Source organism: Veillonella sp. S13054-11, assembly GCF_002959795.1.
GTDB classification, from domain to species: Bacteria; Bacillota; Negativicutes; order Veillonellales; family Veillonellaceae; genus Veillonella; species Veillonella parvula_E.
The window spans coordinates 115940-138447 of sequence record NZ_PPCY01000001.1 but is presented as its reverse complement, the minus strand read 5'-3'; the positions used below and the strand labels follow the sequence as shown (position 1 = coordinate 138447).

The 22508-nt window shown below is 35.2% G+C and carries 22 protein-coding genes; 20 read left to right on the top strand and 2 right to left on the bottom strand.

The window, feature by feature from the left end; all coding sequences use genetic code 11:
- Positions 1-62: 62 nt before the first annotated feature.
- The 12 genes from VPHSUH08_RS00660 (at position 63) to VPHSUH08_RS00605 (ending at position 12016) form a co-directional block, all read left to right on the top strand.
- Positions 63-665: a nitrite/sulfite reductase gene (locus tag VPHSUH08_RS00660; RefSeq protein ID WP_060919779.1), complete on the top strand. Its 603-nt coding sequence runs from the start codon at positions 63-65 to the stop codon at positions 663-665.
- 407 nt (positions 666-1072) lie between these two features.
- Positions 1073-2101: a heat-inducible transcriptional repressor HrcA gene (gene hrcA / locus VPHSUH08_RS00655; protein WP_021148127.1), complete on the top strand. Its 1029-nt coding sequence runs from the start codon at positions 1073-1075 to the stop codon at positions 2099-2101.
- Positions 2101-2646, top strand: a complete 546-nt coding sequence (grpE, locus tag VPHSUH08_RS00650) for a nucleotide exchange factor GrpE (RefSeq protein WP_021148128.1) — start codon at positions 2101-2103, stop codon at positions 2644-2646. The genes hrcA and grpE overlap by 1 nt, the downstream gene beginning before the upstream one ends.
- A 27-nt stretch (positions 2647-2673) precedes the next feature.
- Positions 2674-4515 (top strand): molecular chaperone DnaK, encoded by a 1842-nt coding sequence (gene dnaK, locus VPHSUH08_RS00645; RefSeq protein WP_004697142.1) that lies wholly within the window; start codon positions 2674-2676, stop codon positions 4513-4515.
- Between the two features lie 16 nt (positions 4516-4531).
- A complete protein-coding gene (gene dnaJ, locus VPHSUH08_RS00640; protein ID WP_004695739.1) occupies positions 4532-5689 on the top strand; it encodes a molecular chaperone DnaJ in 1158 nt (385 codons plus the stop codon).
- Positions 5690-5744: 55 nt separating this feature from the next.
- Positions 5745-6608: a 50S ribosomal protein L11 methyltransferase gene (locus VPHSUH08_RS00635; RefSeq protein WP_021148129.1), complete on the top strand. Its 864-nt coding sequence runs from the start codon at positions 5745-5747 to the stop codon at positions 6606-6608.
- Entirely contained in the window at positions 6605-7336 is a 732-nt protein-coding gene (locus VPHSUH08_RS00630) for a 16S rRNA (uracil(1498)-N(3))-methyltransferase (RefSeq protein WP_021148130.1), read from the top strand. Before VPHSUH08_RS00635 ends, VPHSUH08_RS00630 begins: the two co-directional genes overlap by 4 nt.
- A gap of 24 nt (positions 7337-7360) precedes the next feature.
- Positions 7361-8656, top strand: a complete 1296-nt coding sequence (mtaB, locus tag VPHSUH08_RS00625) for a tRNA (N(6)-L-threonylcarbamoyladenosine(37)-C(2))-methylthiotransferase MtaB (RefSeq protein WP_021148131.1) — start codon at positions 7361-7363, stop codon at positions 8654-8656.
- Between the two features lie 11 nt (positions 8657-8667).
- Complete coding sequence (locus tag VPHSUH08_RS00620; protein WP_077708393.1) at positions 8668-9012, top strand: histidine triad nucleotide-binding protein; 345 nt, start codon at positions 8668-8670, stop codon at positions 9010-9012.
- 157 nt (positions 9013-9169) lie between these two features.
- Positions 9170-9349 carry a 30S ribosomal protein S21 gene (gene rpsU / locus VPHSUH08_RS00615; RefSeq protein ID WP_004695751.1) on the top strand — a complete coding sequence of 60 codons (180 nt, stop codon included), beginning with the start codon at positions 9170-9172 and terminating at the stop codon, positions 9347-9349.
- Between the two features lie 82 nt (positions 9350-9431).
- On the top strand, positions 9432-9875 hold the full coding sequence (locus VPHSUH08_RS00610; RefSeq protein ID WP_004695753.1) for a GatB/YqeY domain-containing protein: 444 nt from the start codon (positions 9432-9434) through the stop codon (positions 9873-9875).
- A 236-nt stretch (positions 9876-10111) separates the two neighbouring features.
- A complete protein-coding gene (locus VPHSUH08_RS00605) occupies positions 10112-12016 on the top strand; it encodes a glutamine synthetase (protein WP_004695754.1) in 1905 nt (634 codons plus the stop codon).
- A gap of 105 nt (positions 12017-12121) precedes the next feature.
- On the opposite strand, the gene VPHSUH08_RS00600 is transcribed toward VPHSUH08_RS00605, so the two are convergent.
- Both VPHSUH08_RS00600 and tpx read right to left on the bottom strand, forming a co-directional pair.
- Complete coding sequence (locus VPHSUH08_RS00600) at positions 12122-12517, bottom strand: phosphate-starvation-inducible protein PsiE (RefSeq protein WP_004695756.1); 396 nt, start codon at positions 12515-12517, stop codon at positions 12122-12124.
- Between the two features lie 107 nt (positions 12518-12624).
- Positions 12625-13140: a thiol peroxidase gene (gene tpx / locus VPHSUH08_RS00595; protein ID WP_008600893.1), complete on the bottom strand. Its 516-nt coding sequence runs from the start codon at positions 13138-13140 to the stop codon at positions 12625-12627.
- 411 nt (positions 13141-13551) lie between these two features.
- Between tpx and VPHSUH08_RS00590 the strand changes: the two genes are divergently transcribed.
- The 8 genes from VPHSUH08_RS00590 (at position 13552) to thrB (ending at position 22504) form a co-directional block, all read left to right on the top strand.
- Positions 13552-15279, top strand: coding sequence for an ABC transporter ATP-binding protein (locus VPHSUH08_RS00590; protein ID WP_105086515.1), 1728 nt, complete (start codon positions 13552-13554; stop codon positions 15277-15279).
- Entirely contained in the window at positions 15266-17011 is a 1746-nt protein-coding gene (locus tag VPHSUH08_RS00585; RefSeq protein WP_105086514.1) for an ABC transporter ATP-binding protein, read from the top strand. The genes VPHSUH08_RS00590 and VPHSUH08_RS00585 overlap by 14 nt, the downstream gene beginning before the upstream one ends.
- A gap of 1 nt (position 17012) precedes the next feature.
- Entirely contained in the window at positions 17013-17807 is a 795-nt protein-coding gene (locus VPHSUH08_RS00580; RefSeq protein ID WP_024061681.1) for an RNA methyltransferase, read from the top strand.
- Positions 17808-17966: 159 nt separating this feature from the next.
- On the top strand, positions 17967-18821 hold the full coding sequence (locus VPHSUH08_RS00575; protein ID WP_105086513.1) for a ChbG/HpnK family deacetylase: 855 nt from the start codon (positions 17967-17969) through the stop codon (positions 18819-18821).
- Positions 18818-19810 (top strand): lysylphosphatidylglycerol synthase transmembrane domain-containing protein, encoded by a 993-nt coding sequence (locus VPHSUH08_RS00570; RefSeq protein ID WP_024061679.1) that lies wholly within the window; start codon positions 18818-18820, stop codon positions 19808-19810. Before VPHSUH08_RS00575 ends, VPHSUH08_RS00570 begins: the two co-directional genes overlap by 4 nt.
- A 13-nt stretch (positions 19811-19823) precedes the next feature.
- Positions 19824-20273 (top strand): ACT domain-containing protein, encoded by a 450-nt coding sequence (locus tag VPHSUH08_RS00565; protein ID WP_004695770.1) that lies wholly within the window; start codon positions 19824-19826, stop codon positions 20271-20273.
- A 24-nt stretch (positions 20274-20297) separates the two neighbouring features.
- A complete protein-coding gene (locus VPHSUH08_RS00560; protein WP_024061678.1) occupies positions 20298-21587 on the top strand; it encodes a homoserine dehydrogenase in 1290 nt (429 codons plus the stop codon).
- Between the two features lie 2 nt (positions 21588-21589).
- The gene (gene thrB, locus VPHSUH08_RS00555) at positions 21590-22504 is read left to right on the top strand and encodes a homoserine kinase (RefSeq protein WP_021148135.1); all 915 of its coding nucleotides are present in this window, start codon (positions 21590-21592) and stop codon (positions 22502-22504) included.
- Positions 22505-22508 lie beyond the last annotated feature (4 nt).

Below are 22508 nucleotides of genomic sequence, written 5' to 3'. Positions count from 1 at the left end.
ATCTAATATGTTAGTATAAATAGGATGATGGTGAATAAGCATGCTAGATTTTAGGAGGAGCGATGAAGACATCTGTAATATTACACGGTTTACATAATGAATTTACTTTAGATCAAATGAAAGCATGCATAGAACTTGTTGAAAAATATGGCGGATCCTTCCGTCATGTTGTAACAGGTATACAAATTACAGGTATTGAAAAAGATGATAAGGAACAGTTTATTTCTGAATTGCCTGATGGCGTGACAACTGTTATTCATAGAGGTGTTAATTCTTTAATTGCTTGTGTAGGTAAAGGTCATTGTAAAAATGGACAAATGGAAACTAAAGAATTGGCTGATTATGTAGAGAGAAAGCATTACGGCCGAAAAACATCTCACAAGTGCAAAATTGGCATCAGTGGATGTGGACGTAACTGCCCTGATGCGATGGTAAAGGATATTGCTTTTATTGGCACATCTCAAGGTTTTATGTTGGCTGTTGGTGGTAATACAGGCATGAGACCAGAAGCTGGCAAAATTTTGGCTAGACATCTTACTGTAGAGCAATCCAAAAAAGCTGTAGATATTTTGATTGATTGGTATGCTAAATATGGTGAACCTCGTGAACGTATGGGGAAACTGTTAGAGCGTCTTGGTAATCCATTAGAAGGTGTAGAACTATAAATTATTATATTTCTAGTACTTATTGATTTATGGTTTTAGTCTGTAAATAGTTAGGGCCCAAAAAGTATTCTAACTAAGAGTCTATTAATAACAGAATTACAATAAAATTATTACAAATATAAACACTTATACTATTTCAGGTTTTAATAATATAAATTTTATTAGACCAACATATTCTAATATTAAAATTTTGGGATATGACATAAACGTAGATAGTATAAGTGTTTTCTTATTGTTACACTTTGATTTTTTGACTAATTAATCAAAAATATTGAATTGTCTTTTTGACTAAATAGATATTATTTGACTTTTTTGGCATTTTTTAGCTTGACAATTTTTTTTAATATGGTAATATTATACATGCGATTAGCACTCAAAGTTAATGAGTGCTAACAAGAGGTGTCATTATGGATGAAAGAAAACAGCGCATCTTGCGAGCCATAATTGAAGACTATGTTAAGTCCGCAGAACCTGTAGGATCTCGAACGATTGCTAAAAATTATGATCTTGGCATCAGTCCTGCTACGGTGCGGAACGAAATGTCCGATTTAGAGGAATTAGGCTATTTAGAGCAACCTCATACATCGGCTGGACGTATTCCTTCAGCTAAGGGCTATCGCTTATATGTTGATTCTATGCTGAGTCGACAACCTGTTCCATTACAGGATGCTGAAAAAATTGAAATGTTATGGAAACGTTCCAATGGATCAACGAGTGAACTCTTTCTAAATATGGCTAAACTACTTTCACAGGTAAGTCATAGCATGAGTTTATTCTTAGCACCAGCCCATGATAGAGCATTAATCAAATACATTCATGTATTACCGCTAGATAGTCATCAAGCCATTATGGTAGTTATTACTGAAACAGGAGCACTCGATAATGAGTTGATGTACTTTGGTGAAAGTGTTTCACCAGAGCTTTTACAAAGTCTAGCCATACAATTTAGCAATGCACTACAGAATGTAAGTATTGGTCATGTAACGGCTGAGGCCTTAGGATCTATATTGGTCCATATGGAAGGACCGCAGGGAATTTTATTAATCCTTTCGGAAACATTATTACGAGCTATTAATAAACGTAAGTTGTTCTATTCGGTAGGTACCACAGAGTTGTTAAATCAACCAGAGTTTAAGTCTGTTGAGAAGGTACAACCCTTGCTTTCCTTAGTGGAAGAACAAAATCAATTAGGACAGTTATTAAAAGATGATTCTCCAACACCTGTTAAGGTCAAGATTGGTATTGAGAATGAAACTGAAGCGCTACATTCAATGAGTGTGGTACAAGCTGATTTTACGAATCAAGATCAGCCTATCGGAACTCTTGCTATTCTTGGTCCAACGCGGATGGAATACGGACGTATCATCGGCATGTTGTCCCATATGAAACATATAATGGAAACTATGGTAAAAGAACAAAACAGAAAGGGCAAATAATGGCTGAAGAACAAGACATTAAACAAGAAACAGTGGAGGAAACAGAGGATACTACGAATGTAGAGGAACTAACTGTTGAAAAAACTGAAGAAGCTGTGGCTGATGCTGCTCAAGTGTTAGAAGAACTTAAAGCCGACTTTGATAATCGATATAAACGGTTACAAGCGGACTTTGAAAACTTCAAACGTCGTACTAACCAAGAAAAAGAGCAACTTGCTGGATATGTAAAAGGGGATGTATTAACGGACCTTCTTCCTGTATTGGATAACTTTGAACGGGCCGTTCAAAGTCCTGCAGAAGGGGAAGCAAAAGTATTCCTCGATGGATTCATTATGATTCATCAAAATTTGATGGCTATGTTATCTAAACATGGTTTAGCTGTTATTGAAGCTGTGGGTCAACCATTTGATCCAAATTTCCATCAAGCGATTATGCGTGTACCGTCAGATGAATATGAATCCGATACGGTGTGTGAAGTTTTGCAAACTGGTTATACTGTTGATGGTCGTTGTATACGTCCAGCAATGGTAAAAGTTGTTGAATAGATTATAAAGTTTTAGGAGGTATATATTATGGCAAAGGTAATTGGTATTGATTTAGGGACAACAAACTCTTGTGTTGCTGTTATGGAAGGCGGCGAACCTACGGTTATTACAAATCAAGAAGGTGCACGTACAACTCCTTCCGTTGTTGGGTTTGCAAAAAATGGAGAACGTTTAGTTGGTCAATTGGCTAAACGTCAAGCTGTATCCAACCCAGAAAACACAATCATTTCTATTAAACGTCACATGGGTACAGACTACAAAGTAACTGTAGAAGGTAAATCTTATACTCCTCAAGAAATTTCTGCAATGATTCTTCAAAAAATCAAAGCTGATGCAGAAGCTTACTTGGGCGAACCTGTAAAACAAGCTGTTATTACAGTTCCTGCATACTTTACAGATGCTCAACGTCAAGCTACAAAAGACGCTGGTGCCATTGCAGGTCTTGAAGTACTTCGTATCATCAACGAACCTACAGCAGCTGCTCTTGCATATGGTGTAGATAAAGATGAAGATGGTAAAGTTCTTGTATTTGACCTTGGTGGTGGTACATTCGACGTATCTATCCTTGAACTTGGTGATGGTGTATTTGAAGTATTAGCAACATCTGGTAATAACCACCTTGGTGGCGATGACTTCGACCAACGCATTATGAACTACCTTATTGAAGAGTTCAAAAAAGAAACTGGTATCGATTTGTCTAATGATAAATTAGCTGATCAACGTTTAAAAGAAGCTGCTGAAAAAGCAAAAATTGAATTGTCTGGCGTAGCTAGCACAAATATCAACTTGCCATTTATCACAGCTGATGCTACTGGTCCTAAACATTTGGATGTAACATTGACTCGTGCTAAATTTGAAGAATTAACTGCTGATTTGGTACAAGCTACTATAGAACCTACTCGTAAAGCTATGAGTGATGCTGGCTTATCTGCATCCGATATCGATAAAGTATTGTTAGTTGGTGGTTCTAGCCGTATTCCAGCTGTACAAGAAGCAATCAAAAAAGTATTGGGTAAAGAACCAACTAAAAATGTTAACCCTGATGAATGTGTAGCTATTGGTGCTGCTATTCAAGGTGGCGTATTAGTAGGTGAAGTTAAAGACGTATTGTTACTTGACGTAACGCCATTGTCCCTTGGTATCGAAACAATGGGTGGCGTATTCACACGTATTATCGATCGTAACACTACAATCCCTACATCTAAATCTCAAGTATTCTCCACTGCCGCAGATAACCAACCATCTGTAGATATCCATGTATTGCAAGGTGAACGTGAGTTCGCAGCAGATAATAAAACATTGGGTCGTTTCAACTTGGATGGTATCCCAGCTGCTCCTCGTGGGGTTCCTCAAATCGAAGTAACATTTGACATCGATGCTAATGGTATCGTACATGTAAAAGCTAAAGATTTAGGTACTCAAAAGGAACAAAAGATTACCATTACTTCTTCTAGCGGCTTGAAAGAAGAAGAAATTGACCGCATGGTTAAAGAAGCTGAAGCTCATGCAGCGGAAGATAAAGCTAGAAAAGAAGAATTAGATGTTAAAAACAATGCTGATTCCTTAGTATATCAAGCTGAGAAAGCATTGAAAGACCTTGAAGGTAAAGGCGATGCTGCTTTGATGAAAGAAGTAGAAGAAGCGAAAGATAAATTGAAAAAATCTATCGAAGCTGGCAATATCGAAGACATCAAAAAAGATAGTGAAGCTTTGGAACAACCATTACATAAATTAGCAGAACAAATGTATGCAGCAGCTCAACAAGCTCAACAAGCAGCTGGTGGTGCTGAACAAGGTCAACAACAAACAAAATCTGATGACAATGTAGTTGATGCTGATTACACAGTAGTGGATGATGACAAGAAATAAGAAGGGTTGGTAACGAATGGCACGAGATTATTATGACATCCTAGGGGTTAGTAAAAATGCCTCTCAAGATGAAATCAAAAAAGCCTTCCGTAAAAAGGCACGCCAATACCATCCAGATGTAAATAAAGATAATCCAAAGGAAGCGGAAGCAAAGTTTAAAGAAGCTAACGAAGCTTACGAAGTATTGTCTGATGAAACTAAAAAAGCTCAATATGACCAATTCGGCCACGACGCCTTCAAACAAGGAGGCGGCGCTGGTGCCGGTGGTTTCCAAGGTGGCTTTGGCGGTTTTGGTGGTCAAGCTGGAGGCTTTGGTGATATCTTTGGCGACATTTTTGGTGGCATGTTTGGTGGTGGACGCCAACAACAAGGCCCTCAAAAAGGTAATGACTTGCGTGAAGATATCGATATTTCCTTTGAAGATGCAGCCTTTGGTAAATCTATGGAAATTGAAGTGCATCGTCATGAAGAATGTGATCACTGTCATGGTACTGGTGGTGAACCAGGCTCTCGTGTCGATACTTGTCCAAACTGTCATGGTTCTGGTCAAGAAGCGGTTATTCAAAATACTCCATTTGGACGTATGCAGTCCGTTCGCACTTGTTCCCGCTGTCATGGTACGGGTAAAAGCATTGAAAAACCTTGCTCTAAATGCCGTGGTACTGGTGAAATGTTGGCTAAACGGAAGATTTCCATTAAGATTCCAGCTGGTGTAGATAGCGGATCTCGTTTACGTGTAGCTAATGAAGGGGAACCTGGTATTTTAGGCGGTCCTAAAGGGGATCTCTATGTATATATCTTTGTTCGTCCTCACAAGGAATTTGAACGAAATGGTAATGACGTTATTAGCCGTGTAAATATTAGCTTTGCTCAAGCTGCTCTTGGTGCGACTATACAAGTTAACACTTTAGATGGTAAAGTAGAGTTAAAGATTCCGGAAGGTACTCAAACGGGAACGGCATTCCGCGTAAAGGGCAAAGGTATTCCATATTTGCGTAACCCTAACCAAAGGGGTGATCAACACATTGTGGTAACCGTCCAAACGCCTAAGAAGTTGACAGACACTCAACGTGAGCTATTGTTACGCTTTGCAAATGAAAGTAATGAAGATGTAAATAACTTACAAGTGAGCAAAAGTCTCTTTGAAAAAATCAAGGACTGTTTAACGAAATGAACAGCTCATGTGAAGGAATGGTTTGTTCCATCACATTCCCTATAAAGGAGCATATATGCAATGGATAGAAATATCCGTTGTCTGTGAAAGAGTAGCCACCGATGAGGTGACTACTCTTTTTGACAATTATGCAGACAATGGAATTATAGAAGAAGATGTTGAAGATCAGCCTAATTTAATAAAATTGTCTATGTACAGTGATCCATCACTAGATGACGATATGATTAAGTCTGATTTGAAAAAACGTCTTACAGAAGCAAATATTGGAATTATATCGATAGATACACATATTCTTGATGAGTCAACTTGGTTAAACTCTTGGCAACAGTATATTGAACCTACAGAAATTTTACCTAACTTAGTCATTAAACCAGCATGGCAGGAATACAATAATGTAGATAATAAAACTATTATTATAATCGATTCAGATATTTCCTTTGGTACCGGGTCTCATGAGACAACACGGACTTGTGCAGAGTTATTAAAATCCTATAGTGAATCTATGGATCTTGATACAGCTACTTGTTTGGATATTGGTACTGGCACAGGTATTCTTTTATTAGTAGCAGCCCATTTAGGTATTAAAAATTTAGTTGGTATAGATATAGAAGAGTATGCTGCAAATCAAGCTCGAATTAACTGTGAGAATAATCATGTATCTGCTGAAATCATTTGTGGTAATTTGGATAGTGATTTCAATAGTACTGCCCAATTAATTTTAGCTAATTTAACAGTAGATCCCCTTAAAATACTATTACCTCAAATTGGTAAGAAACTGGATGATAAGGGCATTTTGATTATTAGTGGCATTATTGATGATCGTTATGATGAAATCATGCCATATATTGAGGCTCATTGGCATATTATTGAGGAGCGCGTTGCAGGACCTTGGCATACATTTGCGCTAGAAAAACGATGAAAAAGATTTTTATTCCTACACCATTAGATGAAATAATAGAATTGCCGAAAGATGTGACCCATCATGTACTACATGTATTTCGCCATAATATTGAGAAGCCTATAACTGTAACAGGTAGTGACAATCGTTGTGGTACATATCAAATTACAGAAGAAGTAGACGGTAAAGCTCAAGCAAAACTGATTGAATATGTAGATGCAAATCTAGCATCGTATCGTACTATTCTAGTTCAATCATTATTAAAAGGTGAAAAGCTAGAATGGGTGTTACAAAAGGCGACGGAGTTAAATGTGGATACAATTTATCTTGTGCCCACAGCTAACTGCGTAGCTAAATATGATGAAAAAAAGCTTCAATCAAAAGTAAATCGTTGGGAAAAAATAATGCTAGAAGCAGCTCAACAATGTGGACGAAATCACTTGCCTACACTCGTAGTAGGAGAGACGCTTTTACAAGCATTAGACATTGAATCTGAGGCGTTGAAATTGGTAGCCTATGAAAATGAAGCAGGGCAGACTATCAAAGATGTACTTAAAACTTTACATTCCGATAAGTCTGTAACTGATGTTTTAATTTGTATAGGTCCTGAAGGGGGCTATCAAGAGAAGGAAATCAATGCTATTATAAAATATGGTGGAAAATCAGTATCGCTAGGAAATACAATTTTACGGGCTGAAACTGCTGCTATTGGATCGTTATCGATGATTCAATATGAATTAGAATTATAAATAAAATACGAATAGAGAGGTGCAATGAAAACCGTTGCTTTTACAACCTTAGGGTGTCGCGTAAACCAATATGATACAGATGCCATGAAAGGTTTATTTTTACAAAATAATTACGAAGCGGTAGACTTCGATGAAAAAGCTGATATATATGTAATTAATACCTGTTCTGTAACGAATATGGGGGAAAAGAAATCCCGTCAATTAATCCGCAAGGCAAAGCGTCAAAATGAAGATGCCTATGTTATTGTAACTGGTTGTTATGCTCAGCTTGATCCAGATGCGATTGCCGCTATAGATGGTGTTAATCTCGTTATTGGTACAAATAATCGCTCTAAAATTGTTGAATTAGTAGAGCAATTAGAATCTACAGAACGACAAATTAATGCTGTTCGGGATATCATGAAGGAATCTAACTTCGAGGAAATGCCGTTATATGGTAATGAATCTGACAAAGCTCGTGCGTTCATGAAAATTCAAGAAGGTTGTAATAACTATTGCGCCTTTTGTATCATTCCTTATACTCGAGGAAAATTAAAATCTCGTAAAGTTGATGATATTGTACAAGAGGCAAAACGTTTAGTAGATCATGGATTCCATGAAATCGTATTAACTGGTATACATTTGGGTAATTACGGTGTCGAATTACCAGGTCGTCCAACATTAGCTGATGTGGTAAAAGCTTTATTAGAGATTCCTAATTTATACCGCATTCGTTTCGGGTCCATTGAATCCGTAGAGGTTTCTGATGAGTTAGTAGAATTAATGGCTACGAATAAACGTGTTTGTCCTCATTTACATTTACCATTACAAGCTGGTTCTGATCATGTATTAAAGTTGATGAAACGCCATTATACATTACAAGAATATAAAGATTTAATTACAAGTTTACGTTCTCGTATTAAAGATTTATCAATTACAACTGATATTATTGCTGGTTTCCCTCAAGAAACTGATGAAGACTTCGAAGAAACATTGAATACAGTACGTGAAATTGGATTTACGCACATTCATGCTTTCCCATACTCCATTCGTGAGGGTACACCTGCAGCCACTATGGCGGATCAAGTACCAGAAGCTGTTAAGAAGACTCGTGTAGCACTTTTAAATGGTCTCAGCCAATCTGGTTATGAAAAATATGCAAAATCTCGCATTGGTAAGCCTGGTGAGATTCTCATCGAAAAGGAAGAGAATGGATACTACATGGGCTTAACAAATGAGTATGTAAATGGTAAAGTTAAATCAGATGGGACACATAAAGTTGGTGATCTTATCGGAGGTACTGTAGTAGGTTTAGAAGATAATTATTTAATTATTGAATAAGGAGTTATAACATGAGTGAATGTATTTTCTGCAAAATTATCAATGGCGAAATTCCGTCTAAAAAAGTGTTAGAAAATGATAAATTCTATGCTTTTCATGATATTCAACCTGTAAAAAAAGTTCATGTATTAATCGTACCTAAAAATCACGTATCTAATATTGCACATCTTAATGAAAAGAATGCAGATTATGTTGAAGGGTTACTGCCATTTGTTCGTGATGTAGCAAAAGAGCTTGGTATCTCTAAAGATGGATATCGTTTAATTTTTAATACTGGTGAAAAAGCAGGTCAAACTGTATTCCATATGCATGCACACCTTTTAGGTGGAGAAGAAATGGGCTGGCCAGAAGCCTAATTTTGAGTATTATGTATTCTTTTTATAATACTCTTTAAAAAACCTATAAAATATACTTGAAAATATTGACAACATCTATACCTATACATATAATATTATATGTGCGTATGTAAATTATCAGCACTTCCCGAGATTATTTTTGGAGGGAGGGATATAGATGTCTGAAATCAAAGTCGGTAAAAACGAAACGCTTGAAAGTGCTCTTCGTCGATTTAAACGCTCCTGCCAAAAAGCGGGTGTTTTGTCTGAAGTAAGAAAACGCGAACACTATGAAAAACCAAGCGTAAAAAGAAAGAAAAAATCTGAAGCAGCAAGAAAACGCAAATTCAGAGCATAAGATGATTACCCTAATTCTGCCTTTTCATGGCTTTATGAAATCCAGAATTAGGGTTTCTTTATTATATACATAAGGAGGAAATATGAGTTTAAAAGATCAATTAAAGGAAGATATGAAAGCAGCTATGAAAGCTCGTGAAGAAGGTAAAACAGCGTTATCTGTAATTCGTATGGTCAATAGTGCCATAAAAAATACAGAAATCAATGACAAAATTGAGTTAGATGATGCTGGCATTCTTGGCATTTTAGCTAAGGAAATGAAAACTCGTCAAGATTCCTTAACAGAATTTGAAAAAGCAGGCCGTGAGGACTTAATTAGTCATGTAAAAGAAGAAATGGCTGTATTACAAAAATATTTACCAGAGCAATTGAAAGAAGATGAAATTCGTACAATTGTACAAGAAGCCATTGCTGCATGTGGTGATAACGTAAATATGGGCAATGTTATGAAACATGTAATGCCAAAAACAAAAGGGCGTGCAGATGGTAAGGTTGTCAATAATATTGTTAAAGAATTACTTGGATAATATATAGTGATATCAACGACCATTCTATATACAGTTATTGATTAAAGTTGATAGTATTGGATGTGTTAGATGTAACTTTAAAAGAATAATGAAATTCTATAGAAAGTTATTGACATATATTTTCAACATATGATAATATGAACTCAATAAAATAATTGGTCAACGAAGACTCCACTTTAGATATATAGATTTATATATTTATTTGTTGGAGTCTTTTTCTTTTAGGAGGAACAAATATGTCGACAACTAACGAATTATTATATTACATTCCGGCGGGTCAATATGGGAAAGAAGGCGTTCTTGCATTATTAGAACAACATCCTGAAATCAAGTTCGTATCTCTTGTAGGGATTGACTTAGCAGGTAATGATACTGATGAAAAGATTCCTATGTCAGCATTCTTCGATGACTACGAATCTTTCTTTGAAGGTCGTGCTGTTCAAACAGATGGTTCCTCTGTAGTACTTACAAATATTGCTACATTAAATAATGCTCGTGTAGATATGTGGGGCGATCCAAGTGTAAACTGGTTTGTTGATTACAACTACGAAAATATTGATCCTGTTACAGGATTACCAACTGGTACACTTCGTATTCCTGCATTCTTGATGCATAACTATCGCTATGTAGATTCTCGTTCTATTTTAAAACGCAGCTGCGACTATGTACGTGCTGAATTATTGGCTTTGATTAAAGAACATGGTTTACCTGGTATGCCGCATGTGAAAGCTGATGAAGTTGTAGATATCATTTTCACATCTGCAACAGAACTAGAATTCTGGGTAAAAACTCCATCTAGAACAGTTACCAAAAAAGAATTATCCGTATCCCAAAAATTACAAGAACAATACTGGCAACGTACTCATGGTACAGTTCGCACTGCATTAGAACAAGCTGTTGAACGTCTTGATAGATATGGTATGGTTGCTGAAATGGGTCATAAAGAAGTAGGTGGCGTTAAAGCTAAACTTGATGAAGATGGTCATGAAGCAGTTGTATTAGAACAATTAGAAATCGACTGGAAATTCTCAAATAATCCATTACAAACAGCAGATAATGAATTACAAGCTCGTATCATTGTTCGTGAAGTATTCCGTGAAAATGGTCTTGATGTAACATTTAATGCAAAACCAATAATTGGTGTAGCTGGTTCTGGTGAACATACTCATTTTGGTGTTATGGCTAAATTAAAATCTGGTAAAGTTGTTAACTTATTTAGCCCAGAAGATATGCGTAAAGAATCTGCTAGCTCTTTAGGCATTGGTGCAATTATGGGACTTTTAAAACACTATGAAGCCATTAATCCATTCATCAGCTCTACAACAGATTCTTTAAACCGTTTAAAACCTGGGTTTGAAGCGCCAGTATGTATTGTTACATCTTTAGGTACTGATCCATCTGAACCTAGCCGTAACCGTACAATCCTTTGCGGTTTAATTCGAGATATCGATAATCCTATGGCGACACGTTATGAATTGCGTTCTCCAAATCCTTACACTAATACATATACTGCTTTAGCATTGATCTTTATCTCTGCATTTGATGGTATGAAATATGCCATTACATCTGGTAAAACACAAGCTCAATTGGAAGCAGAGCTTTCCAAAGAAGTAGGTGAAACATCTGATTATCTTGCTACAAATCGTGCATACCGTACTGAAAAAGATGTGTTTGATGATTTCACACAAGAAGAACGTAATCAAATGTTTGGTGTTGCTCCAGCTACTGTATGGGAAAATATAAAGGGTTACCAAAATAATCCTGAATTAGTAGAAACATTGGCTCAAGGCAATGCATTTGCTAAAGATTTAATGGACTCTTTTATTGCGTCCATTCTTAAACGCTGGAAACTAGTATTGGCTAACCGCTTAATCCCAAACAATTTGGATACAGTTCGTAGCATGGTTGCAATTCATACTGACAGCCGAAATAGTGTAGATGATAAACGCTTTGCAGAAGTTAATGACTTACGTTTCTACCTTGCGAAAGATAGTGATGATCGTAAATCCTTATTCACTCGTTTAATTGATGCACTTAATGATGGTGAATATGATTTAGCATCCCAATTACAAATCGAAATGAATGATAAAATGGAAGAATTAGAAGCTAAGTACGCTAACTACGCTAAAAATATCTTCTAATAAAATCAATTTATTAATAAAAATGGCCTCTACTACGGTAGAGGCCATTTTTCATTTAAATATATCTAAATAAATTAGATATATTCAAACAAAACGATTTAAATTTTATTCGTTATGTCCAATAAATTTTTCTACTAATACTAAGCTACATACAAGTACAAAAATTGCAACAGACCAAATTAAATTATCAAATGATGATTCATGATTGATAATTAGAAGTCTTACAATTGCAGTTATGCCAATGTATAAAAAGAAGTTAAGCGGAAAGTGGAAGTTATTTTTAAAATATTTAACGATGAGTGCAATAAACTCAAAGTATAGAAAGAAGGTAATTAGTTCTTCAATCAATAAAGAGTATGTACTATAACCTTGAATATTCGCCCACGTAACATAGACAAGACTAATCAATGTATTAATAAGTGCAATACAAAGTGCAATACCAACGCCTACAAGGGCTATATTTTTTATCGTTAATAATAGTTTAGAAATACGAATCCACATATATAATTCACCTACAATAAAAATCTAAATACTATACTACATAAAAAAGACCGTACACCGTACGGTCTTTTTACCTTTATATTAAGCTATTAGCAAAAATCTTAAGATTAGATATCAGCTTTAATAGCTTCTAATGCAGCATCGAAGTTAACTGCTTGAGTTACTTCAGGTACATATTCAACATAAGTTACTTTGTTATCTTTGTTGATTACTACAACGCCACGAGTTAAAAGACGAAGCTCTTCAATCAAGAAACCATAGTTTTCACCGAAGGAAGCATCTTTGTGGTCAGACAAAGTAATAACTTTATCTACGCCTGCAGCACCACACCAACGTTTTTGAGCGAATGGTAAGTCCATAGAAATTGTCAATACGACTACATCTTCGGAAAGTGCTGTTGCATCTTGGTTGAACCAACGAGTTTGAGCATCACAAACACCTGTATCAAGGGAAGGAACAACGGAGATAACTTTTACTTTACCTTCGAAGTCTTTTAAAGTTTTAGCTTGCAAGTCATTGCTCAATACAGTGAAGTCTGGAGCTTGTTGACCTACTTTAATTTCTGGGCCAACTAATGTGATAGGGCCACCTGCAAATGTTACTACGCCAGTACGTTTTTCCATGTTGTATTCCTCCTAAGAGTTTTAATTCTAATTATGTAAAATATAATTTCTTTATATGCATAGTATAACATTTACATTACCATAAGTAAACTAAAAAATTCGATATAGTATTAATTAAAAAGATCTTTACGATTGATTACTGTAAAAATTTAAAGAGGCCATTTAACTAATATTAATATTGATGAAATAGAACTGCTACTGTAATAAAATATTTAATCTAACTGTTATACGTATAGGTGTATTAATGTATCATAAAAAATGTGTATACTATAAAGAGAAAAGTTAACGTAATAAAATTTGTTGATTTAGCTTTTACAGTATTGATTTAAATTCAATTACAATATAATGATACTAGTAATTATATAGGCAATGATTTTGATTAGACTTAATAGGATATGTTAGAGAGGACCTATGAAACCAATAGATTTATTTATGCAGTTTTTCCGGCGTGAAGGCTGGATCTATGCCATTGGCTTAACTATGTTGATGGCAATTGACGTGGCTTTTTTATTTGTTCCTCAATTTATTGGTAATGCTATAGATACGTTGAGCAATAATAAGGAAGGGTTAGGCACTTATATTTTTTATTTCATTTTATTATTTATTATTATCACTATTTTAAAAGTTATCTCACGCAGAACCCTATTAGGCTCTATTCGTCGCATGGAGTATCTTTTTCGTGAGATTTTGTGTAGTAAAGCATTACAAGTAAAAACAACGTACTATGAGGCTAATGGACCTGGTAAGGTTATGGCGCTCATGACTAACGATGTAACATCGCTACGTGTTGCCCTTGGTCTAGGTGTAATGATTATAGTGGATATTATTTTCTATTCCATTGTGGGCTCCATAATTTTAATTCAAAAGATTAATACTGTATTAGCTTTTAAAATTATGACACCTGTATTCTTAATTATTGTGGCTATATTTGTACTAGGCAGAAAGCTACGTATTAAACAACGTAGTGCACAAGCTACTTATAGCGATTTAACAGAGTTTGGACAAGAGTTATTTCAAGGGATGGATGTTATTCGAGCTTTTAATCGTGAAAGTATAATCTCTAATTCTTTTGAAAAAATAAATAAACTTAATTATAAGAAGAATATGGATGTTGCACTACTAGATGCAATATTAACACCGTTAACAAGAATTGCACCCTTTATTTGTATCAGTATTAGTATATTTATTTGTGGACATTTAGCTGTAGAAGGCAAAATGACTATAGGCGAATTTGTTACTATCAATTCTTTTATCATGTTAATTGTAGGGCCTTTAATAGGCTTGGGGGGACTTATTTCTATTGTACAAAAAGGTCTTGCTTCCTTAGATCGTATCATGGATTTCTTGCATTTGCCTACTGAAATAATAGAGGATACTGATGAAGTATTGCCGCTTGAGGATATTCATATTCGATACTTAGATTTTACTTATGAAAACTCTAAAGGGCATGCATTATCTCAGTTGACAACGACAATACCAAAAGGTTCATTTATTGGTTTAGTTGGTAAACCCGGTTCTGGCAAAAGTACATTGTTTAAATTGCTTATTGGATTACAAGAGTGTCCGGAAAAATCTATTTATTTTGGCAGTCAAGATTTAGCTACTGTTTCTTTATCAAAGCTTAGAAACTCAATTGCTTATGTGCCGACACAATCTTACCTATTAAGTACGACCATTGCTGATAATATTAAATTTGGTAAAGATTTATCCATGCATGAAACTGTAGAGTTGGCAGCACAAAAGGCAGACTTATATAGAGATTTAGGCGATTTGTTAAACGATGATTTACATGAGCTTGCTGAAGAAGGTCATGATTTATCAGGTGGACAGAAACAGCGAATCAATATGGCTCGCGGCTTTTATAAAAATGCGCCATATGTATTGCTAGATGATTGTTTTTCCGCTTTAGATGCAGTAACAGTTACAACAATATTAAATTCATTACATAATGTAAAAGATCAGACGATTCTATGTATTTCACAACGACTAGAGGTTGTAGAGAAAGCAGATAAAATACTAGTATTTGATGAGGGGCGTATCGTAGAAGAAGGTACTCATGAGGAATTATTAGCTAACAATGGTTTATACCGTACCTTATATGAAGCGCAGAATGGAGGAGACCATCATGAAGAAGCGTGATCTAAGAAATGACTGGGCTCTATTCTTCTATATAACTGCCTACATTAAGCCTTATTTAGGTATTCTATTTTTAGCAACTGTTGCGCTCGCAGGAAATTTAGTACTATTACTTTTACGCCCATATTTAACTAAGCAAGTTATCGATCTTGGATTTGCCACTAATGATATCGCTGTTATTGAATACTATGCTTTAATGTATGGCTTTACTATAATTGGTAGTGTATTATTTATCTTTGTAGAGAATTACTTTTTAAAAAGTTTTGGTCAAAAAATTATCTATAATATTCGTAGTATTATATTCCAAAAGATTCTTAATAAACCACATGATGAATTTTATAAGTTGCCAATTGGGAATTGGGTAACTCGCATTACTAATGATGTAGAGTCATTACGTACATTATATACAGATGTAATTCTGAATTTGGCAAGTAGCGGTTTAATGATTATTGGTATATTAGGATTTATGTATGCCATTAATATACCTTTAGCAATAATCATGACAATTTTACTACCTATAATGGGTGGAATTATTTGGGTGTTTCAAAAGTTTTCTCGCAAAGCATTCCGTCAGGTAAGACGTTCTGTAGCGGCTTCTAATGCAAGCATCAAGGAACTGTTAAATTATATTGTAATCGTAAAATCCTATGGTGGCGAAAGAGCAATTGAGGAACGTTATAATACTGTTAATAAAGGTTTCTTAGAAGCAGGTCTTTTTGAGGTTACCACATTTTCTATTTTTAGACCGCTCGTAGATGGTCTATTCTTTGTTGCGTTAATTGTTATTTTTACAACTACGAATTTAATAGACTCCGTAGCTGATGCTGGTACAGTATTTGCCTTTATACAATATATGGACCGATTTTTCCAACCATTAAAGGAAATTGCAGATAAATATAACTCCCTACAAAGCGCATTAGCTGGTGCTGAAAGATTAGTTCCCTTATTAGAGGAAGAAGAGCGTCAGATGGCTAATGAAGTTCCTGATGAATTTAAACATATAGAGACTATTGAATTCGAGCATGTATGGTTTTCCTATGAGAATAACGACGTTTATGCGCTAGAGGACTTTACATTCACTATTAAAGCTGGAGAATTCATAGGTATTGTAGGCCCTTCTGGTAGTGGTAAATCAACACTTTTATCATTGTTGATGGGAATCTACAAACCAACAAGAGGGGCTATCTATATTAACGGTATAAATATTGCTCAATATGATAGTTCTGTGCTTCGTCATTTAATGGGATATGTTTTTCAGCAAGCTTATCTATTTAAGGGTTCCATTAGAGATAATTTAACACTTTTTGATACATCAATTTCTAATGAGGATATGGTCAATGCAGCAAAACAAGTTAACTTGCATTCTATGATTGAACACCTTCCGGAAGGGTATGACACACCGGTTGGTTATTTAGGCTCTTTATTATCTGATGGGCAAAAGCAATTATTGGCTTTTGGCCGTACCTTGATTAAAAAAACACCTATTCTATTGTTAGATGAAGCAACGGCTAACATTGATAGTCATACGGAGAAGCAAATTCAAGCAAGTATTGAAAATATTCGAGGTAGTAAAACAATCGTAAGTATTGCTCATCGCCTTTCAACAGTTAAAGATGCCAATAAAATAGTGTATATGGAATATGGTAAAATAATAGAAATAGGATCTTTTGATGAACTTATCAACTTAAAAGGGGCCTTTTATAATCTCTGGAATAATCAACACAGTGGGAGTTAGTATGGAATATATCCAATCTAAAGATAATAAGACCATTAAGCGAATTATCTCTTTAGGGCAGCGTAAAAATCGCCAAAAATATGGAGAGTACATTGTTGAAGGTATTCGATCTATTCGAGATATTGCAGCTATGGGGGCAGTAAAAACAATTGTTATACGTGAATCTAAAGCGCAAGATAAACATGTATTAGATTTATTAGACTTAGATACTGTTCAATTTGTACCTAAATTTATTGCACAAGATCCAATATTTGATAAGGTGGATAATACCGTAAATGGACAAGGTGTAGTTGCTATTGTATCAAAACCAAAATACGATATGGAAAGCATTCACATTGATGATGGTTTATATATTACATTAGATGGAGTTCAAGATCCTGGCAATCTAGGTACCATAATTCGTACAGCAGTTGCAGCAGGTGTAAAAGGTATATTTTTGATGAAAGGAACTGTGGATCCTTTTAATGACAAGACAGTGCGCAGTACTATGAGCGCCTTACATAAAATACCTTTATATGAGGATATTACCTTATCTCTGTTACATGATATGGTAACTGAGTCTAATATGACTACCTATGTAACTGCTTTAGAACATTCCAATCCTTATCATACTGTACGTTATGCTAAGCGAACTATGCTAGTATTAGGAAACGAAGGGAATGGCGTAACACCAGAGGTTATGAATCTATGTACAAATCGTATTATGATTCCTATGTATGGTGATATGGAATCCTTAAATGTAAGCGTAGCTGCTGCATTATGTATGTATAAAGTACAAGAACAATTGATGCCTTAGTATATATGATAAAAATTTATGACCTTATAAAAAGTCCTCTACTAGTATACAAGTAGAGGGCTTTTGTATTGATTTTTTAGTTGTGTATTTGGTACAATAACATATATCCTTTGTGGGAGAACAAAGTTCTCCCTTTTTTTCATGAAAAGGAAGATAACTATGTCCAAATTAATTGTAAATGCAGACGATTTTGGCCTTCATAGTGCAGTTAATGCTGGTATTATTGATGGTCATCGTAGGGGTATTATTACCAGTACCTCTTTAATGGCAGGAGGAGAAGCTTTTACAGAAGCCGTAAGTATGGCAAAACAGAACCCTAAGTTGGGCATTGGTATTCATATTACCTTGGTAGGTGGGGTGAAACCAGTATGTGATCCATCAGAAGTTTCATCACTTCTCACACCAGAAGGTGTATTTCCAGAGAACTATGTAGAATTTATTAAACGTATTTACTCTGGCAAAATCAATTATAGTGAATTACGTAAAGAGATTCATGGACAAATAGCTCAAATAATGGATACCGGGTTAAGGGTAACTCATATTGATGGACATCAACATATGCATGTTCTACCAACGGTATTGCCAATTGTGATTGAACAGGCAAAATCCTTTGGTATACATGCTATACGTATACCCGATGAGTCTACTGGTTTTATGAATTATATGTATTCCCCAATTCGATTTCTTGGTAAAGTTGGTTTATCAACGGTTGCGGCTAATGCGCGACCAATCATACGAAATAATTGTATGACTACAACCCAATATTTTTGGGGCATGGCAAATGGAGGCCATATAAATCAGAAATCTCTAATGGGTATCCTAAAAGCGGTAAATAAACATTCTGGTACCCATGAATTGATGGTTCACCCAGGTAGTAATAGTAGTATTCTTAGTAAGCTTTATAATTGGGGTTATCATTGGGAAGATGAGTTGCAAGCACTCTGTTCCAGTCATACGCGATTATATATAAGTCAACATGATATAGAGCTCATTAATTATGGAGACTTGGTATGAGTAAAATGATGAAGAGAGGCATCTTTATGTTTCTCTTGTTGTTGGCTGTATCAATCGGTATCATTTACTATACTATTGATTTAGATGCATTGAAAGCCATATCATCTTTTAATAGTATTTCCTTATTATTAGCTGTAGTTGCTTTAGTATCAGGTATGTATTTTGATGGATTACGACTTCAAAGGCTCGTAAAAATTGGTGGTTACAAGTTATCGATACGAGCAGTGCTACGAGTTATTTTTAGTAATTATTTTATGGCTATGTTGACACCTGGAGCTAGCGGGGGGGCTGTCGCGCAAGTACTGGTGTTGAGAAGTTATGGCGTACCTATATCTAAAGGTACACCGATTGTATTAATACGTACCGTATTTTCCATTATGTTTTTGGTCATTATGCTGCCATTAGTATTCTTACGAGATGCTATTGAAATTCCATATATCTCTCGTGATATGCTTTTGATTTTTGCCGTGCTTGCTGTTATAGCGGCCTTAGTGGGAACTTATATATTACAGACTAAATATATGCGTCAATTTGTCTATAATCTAGCACAACGATTTAAAGCACATAACACTAAAGATTGGCTTTCTAAATTAGAAACATTAAATCAAGGTCTTGGTTTACTTTATAAACAACCTGTCCAATCTTTAATAGTTTTTATTGAATCTGGTTTGAGTTTATTATGCTTATATTGTATTGCACCCGCTTTAATGTATGCTTTCACACCAGATATTCCTATTATCGATATTTTAGATCGCATGATTTTATTAAATCTTATTTTGTATTTTGCACCAACCCCAGGGGGAACAGGCATTGCAGAAGGTCTATTTGTAGTATTATTTAGTGCCTTTGTACCTAATGGAACAGTGGGCATCATCGCTGTAGGATGGCGTGTTGTGGCTGAATATATGCCATTCTTCATCGGTATGTATGCAGTATTAACATTATATGGACGACAATTCGTTGCCCAAGAAACTTCAAGAGAACAATAAGGGAGTGTGCTCTATGTCTAAACCAAAAAAAGATAAATTTTATCTGGTTCAAGAAGATATTTTACCAGAGGCTATAAAAAAGACGATAAAAGTAAAAGAAATTCTAAAACTAGGTGAGGTTAAAACAATTAACGAAGCAGTTGAAAAAATGGATTTAAGTCGATCTGCGTATTATAAATACAAGGATTATGTTTTTCCATTTTTTGAAATTGCTCAAGGGAAAATTGTTAGTATTTATGTTTCTATGTCAAATGAATCTGGTATGTTATCAAGCGTTTTGAAAGCCATTGCTGAACGTAACGGTAGTATTTTAACGATTAATCAAGATATTCCATTACAAGGCATTGCGAATAGTAGTATTTCTTTTGAAACCAAGGATTTACAAGGTTCATTAGAAGATTTATTGCTAGATATTCGCTCTATGAAGGGGATTATCAAGGTAGAGATTTTAGGCCAAGCATAGGCTAATTAAGAGAGTAGGACGATTATGACCACTATAAAAATTGCTTTATTAGGTTTTGGTACTGTTGCACAAGGTACTTTTAACTTATTGCAAGACAATGCTGAATTAATTAAAAATCGTACAGGTGTCAATGTTGAAATTTCAAAAATTTATGTACGAAATCCAGAAAAATATAGTCATATTACATTACCAGAAACAGCTAAATATGTAACTGATATTGATGAAGTGTTAAAAGACGATTCCATCCAAATGGTAGTGGAATTGATGGGTGGTACAAACTTTGCAAAAAATTGCGTAGAAGGAGCCTTAAAAGCTAAGAAGAATGTGGTAACTGCAAATAAAGACTTACTAGCAGAAGCTGGTCCATACTTATTAGACTTAGCGAGTAAAAATGGGGTAGATCTACGTTTTGAAGCATCTGTTCTAGGTGGTATTCCTATAATCCGCACATTATATGAATCGTTAGCCGGTAATCGTATTACTGAAATCATTGGTATTATGAATGGTACTACAAACTTTATTTTGACTAAAATGTCTGAAGAAGGTTTAAGCTACCAAGATGTATTGAAAGAAGCACAAGATTTAGGATATGCAGAGGCAGATCCTACAGCTGATGTAGAAGGACTTGATGCAGCTCGTAAATTGGCAATCCTTGCATCTATTAGCTTTAACCGTCGTATTTTCTTTGAAGATGTAACTGTAGAAGGTATTACTTGTATTGATACTGAAGATATAAAATTTGGGAAAGAGTTTGGTTACAATATTAAATTATTAGGTATTGCTAAAGAAACTGCTCAAGGATTATCTTTAAATGTATATCCTGCATTTATTCCTACGACACATCCATTAGCATCTGTTCGAGGATCCTACAATGCAATTTATGTTAAGGGCAATGGTATCGATGATGTCATGCTATATGGTCGTGGTGCAGGTAGCTTACCGACAGGTAGTTCTGTAGTATCTGACATAATGGAAGTGGCAAAGAATGTCTCTTATAATGAAACAGGGCGCTTGAAACCGTTCTATTATGATCAAAAAGATATTTATTCTCCAGGTAAAATCCAATCTAGCTACTACTTGCGTTTAGCAGTGGATAATAAAACAGGTGTTCTAGCAAAAATCTCTGCAAAATTAGCAGAACAAAAAATTTCTGTTTTATCCATCGTTCAACGAAATATGGATCCAGAAACTGCAGTTCTTGCCATTGTTACATCTAAATGCCCAAGATCTTATATTTTAAATCTTATAGACTCTTTTAATAGCTTGCGCTCCGTTAAGGCTGTTAATAGTGTTATTCGTATTATGGAAGCTTAATTATGAATACTGTTCGTGTACAAGTACCTGCCACTAGTGCAAACTGTGGCCCAGGTTTTGATTGCTTAGGATTAGCACTAAATCTTTATAATATATTCAGATTTACACCAGATGAAAATGCTACAGAATATACATATACTTTTGAAGGTTTTGGTGCAGATATTTTACGCGCTGAAGATCCTAAAAAGAATCTAATTGGTTTCGCTATGGATCAAGTTTTTGCTACTGCTCAAGAACCAATTCGATATGGTCATATAACTTCTGAAACCTTGATTCCTCCCTCTCGTGGACTAGGTAGTAGTAGTACGGCTATAGTAGGGGGACTTTTACTGGCGAACGCATTAGTAAAGCATCCACTTTCAAAAGAAGAGTTACTGGTTATAGCAAATCGTATGGAAGGTCATCCAGATAATGTAGCGCCAGCTATTTACGGAAATTTATGTTGTGCTACAGGTTTAAAAAATAAGGTACTAAACACGGTCATTTCTATTCCTCCGGAGCTACATTTTGCTGTTGTAGTACCAGAAGTCATGGTATCTACTGAGTATGCTCGTTCTGTGCTACCAAATCATATTCCATTCAAAGAAGCTGTACAAAATGTAAGTCATGCTTCATTATTTGTAACAAGCTTAATTACGCATCAATTAAGTAATTTATCTGTTGCCTTAGATGACAACTTGCATGTACCTTATCGTAAGACATTGATTCCTCATTGTGATGAAGTTTTTGAAGCCGCAAAAGTTGCTGGAGCTTACGGTGCTACTATCAGTGGATCGGGTTCTACTCTAATTGCATATGTTGATAAAGCTCATGTACAAGAGGTAGCAAAGGCTATGGGGGCTGTATTCACAGCAAATGAGATTGAAAATAAAATATATTGCTTAGAAGCTGATACAACTGGAGCGTTAATTATATAGTTTA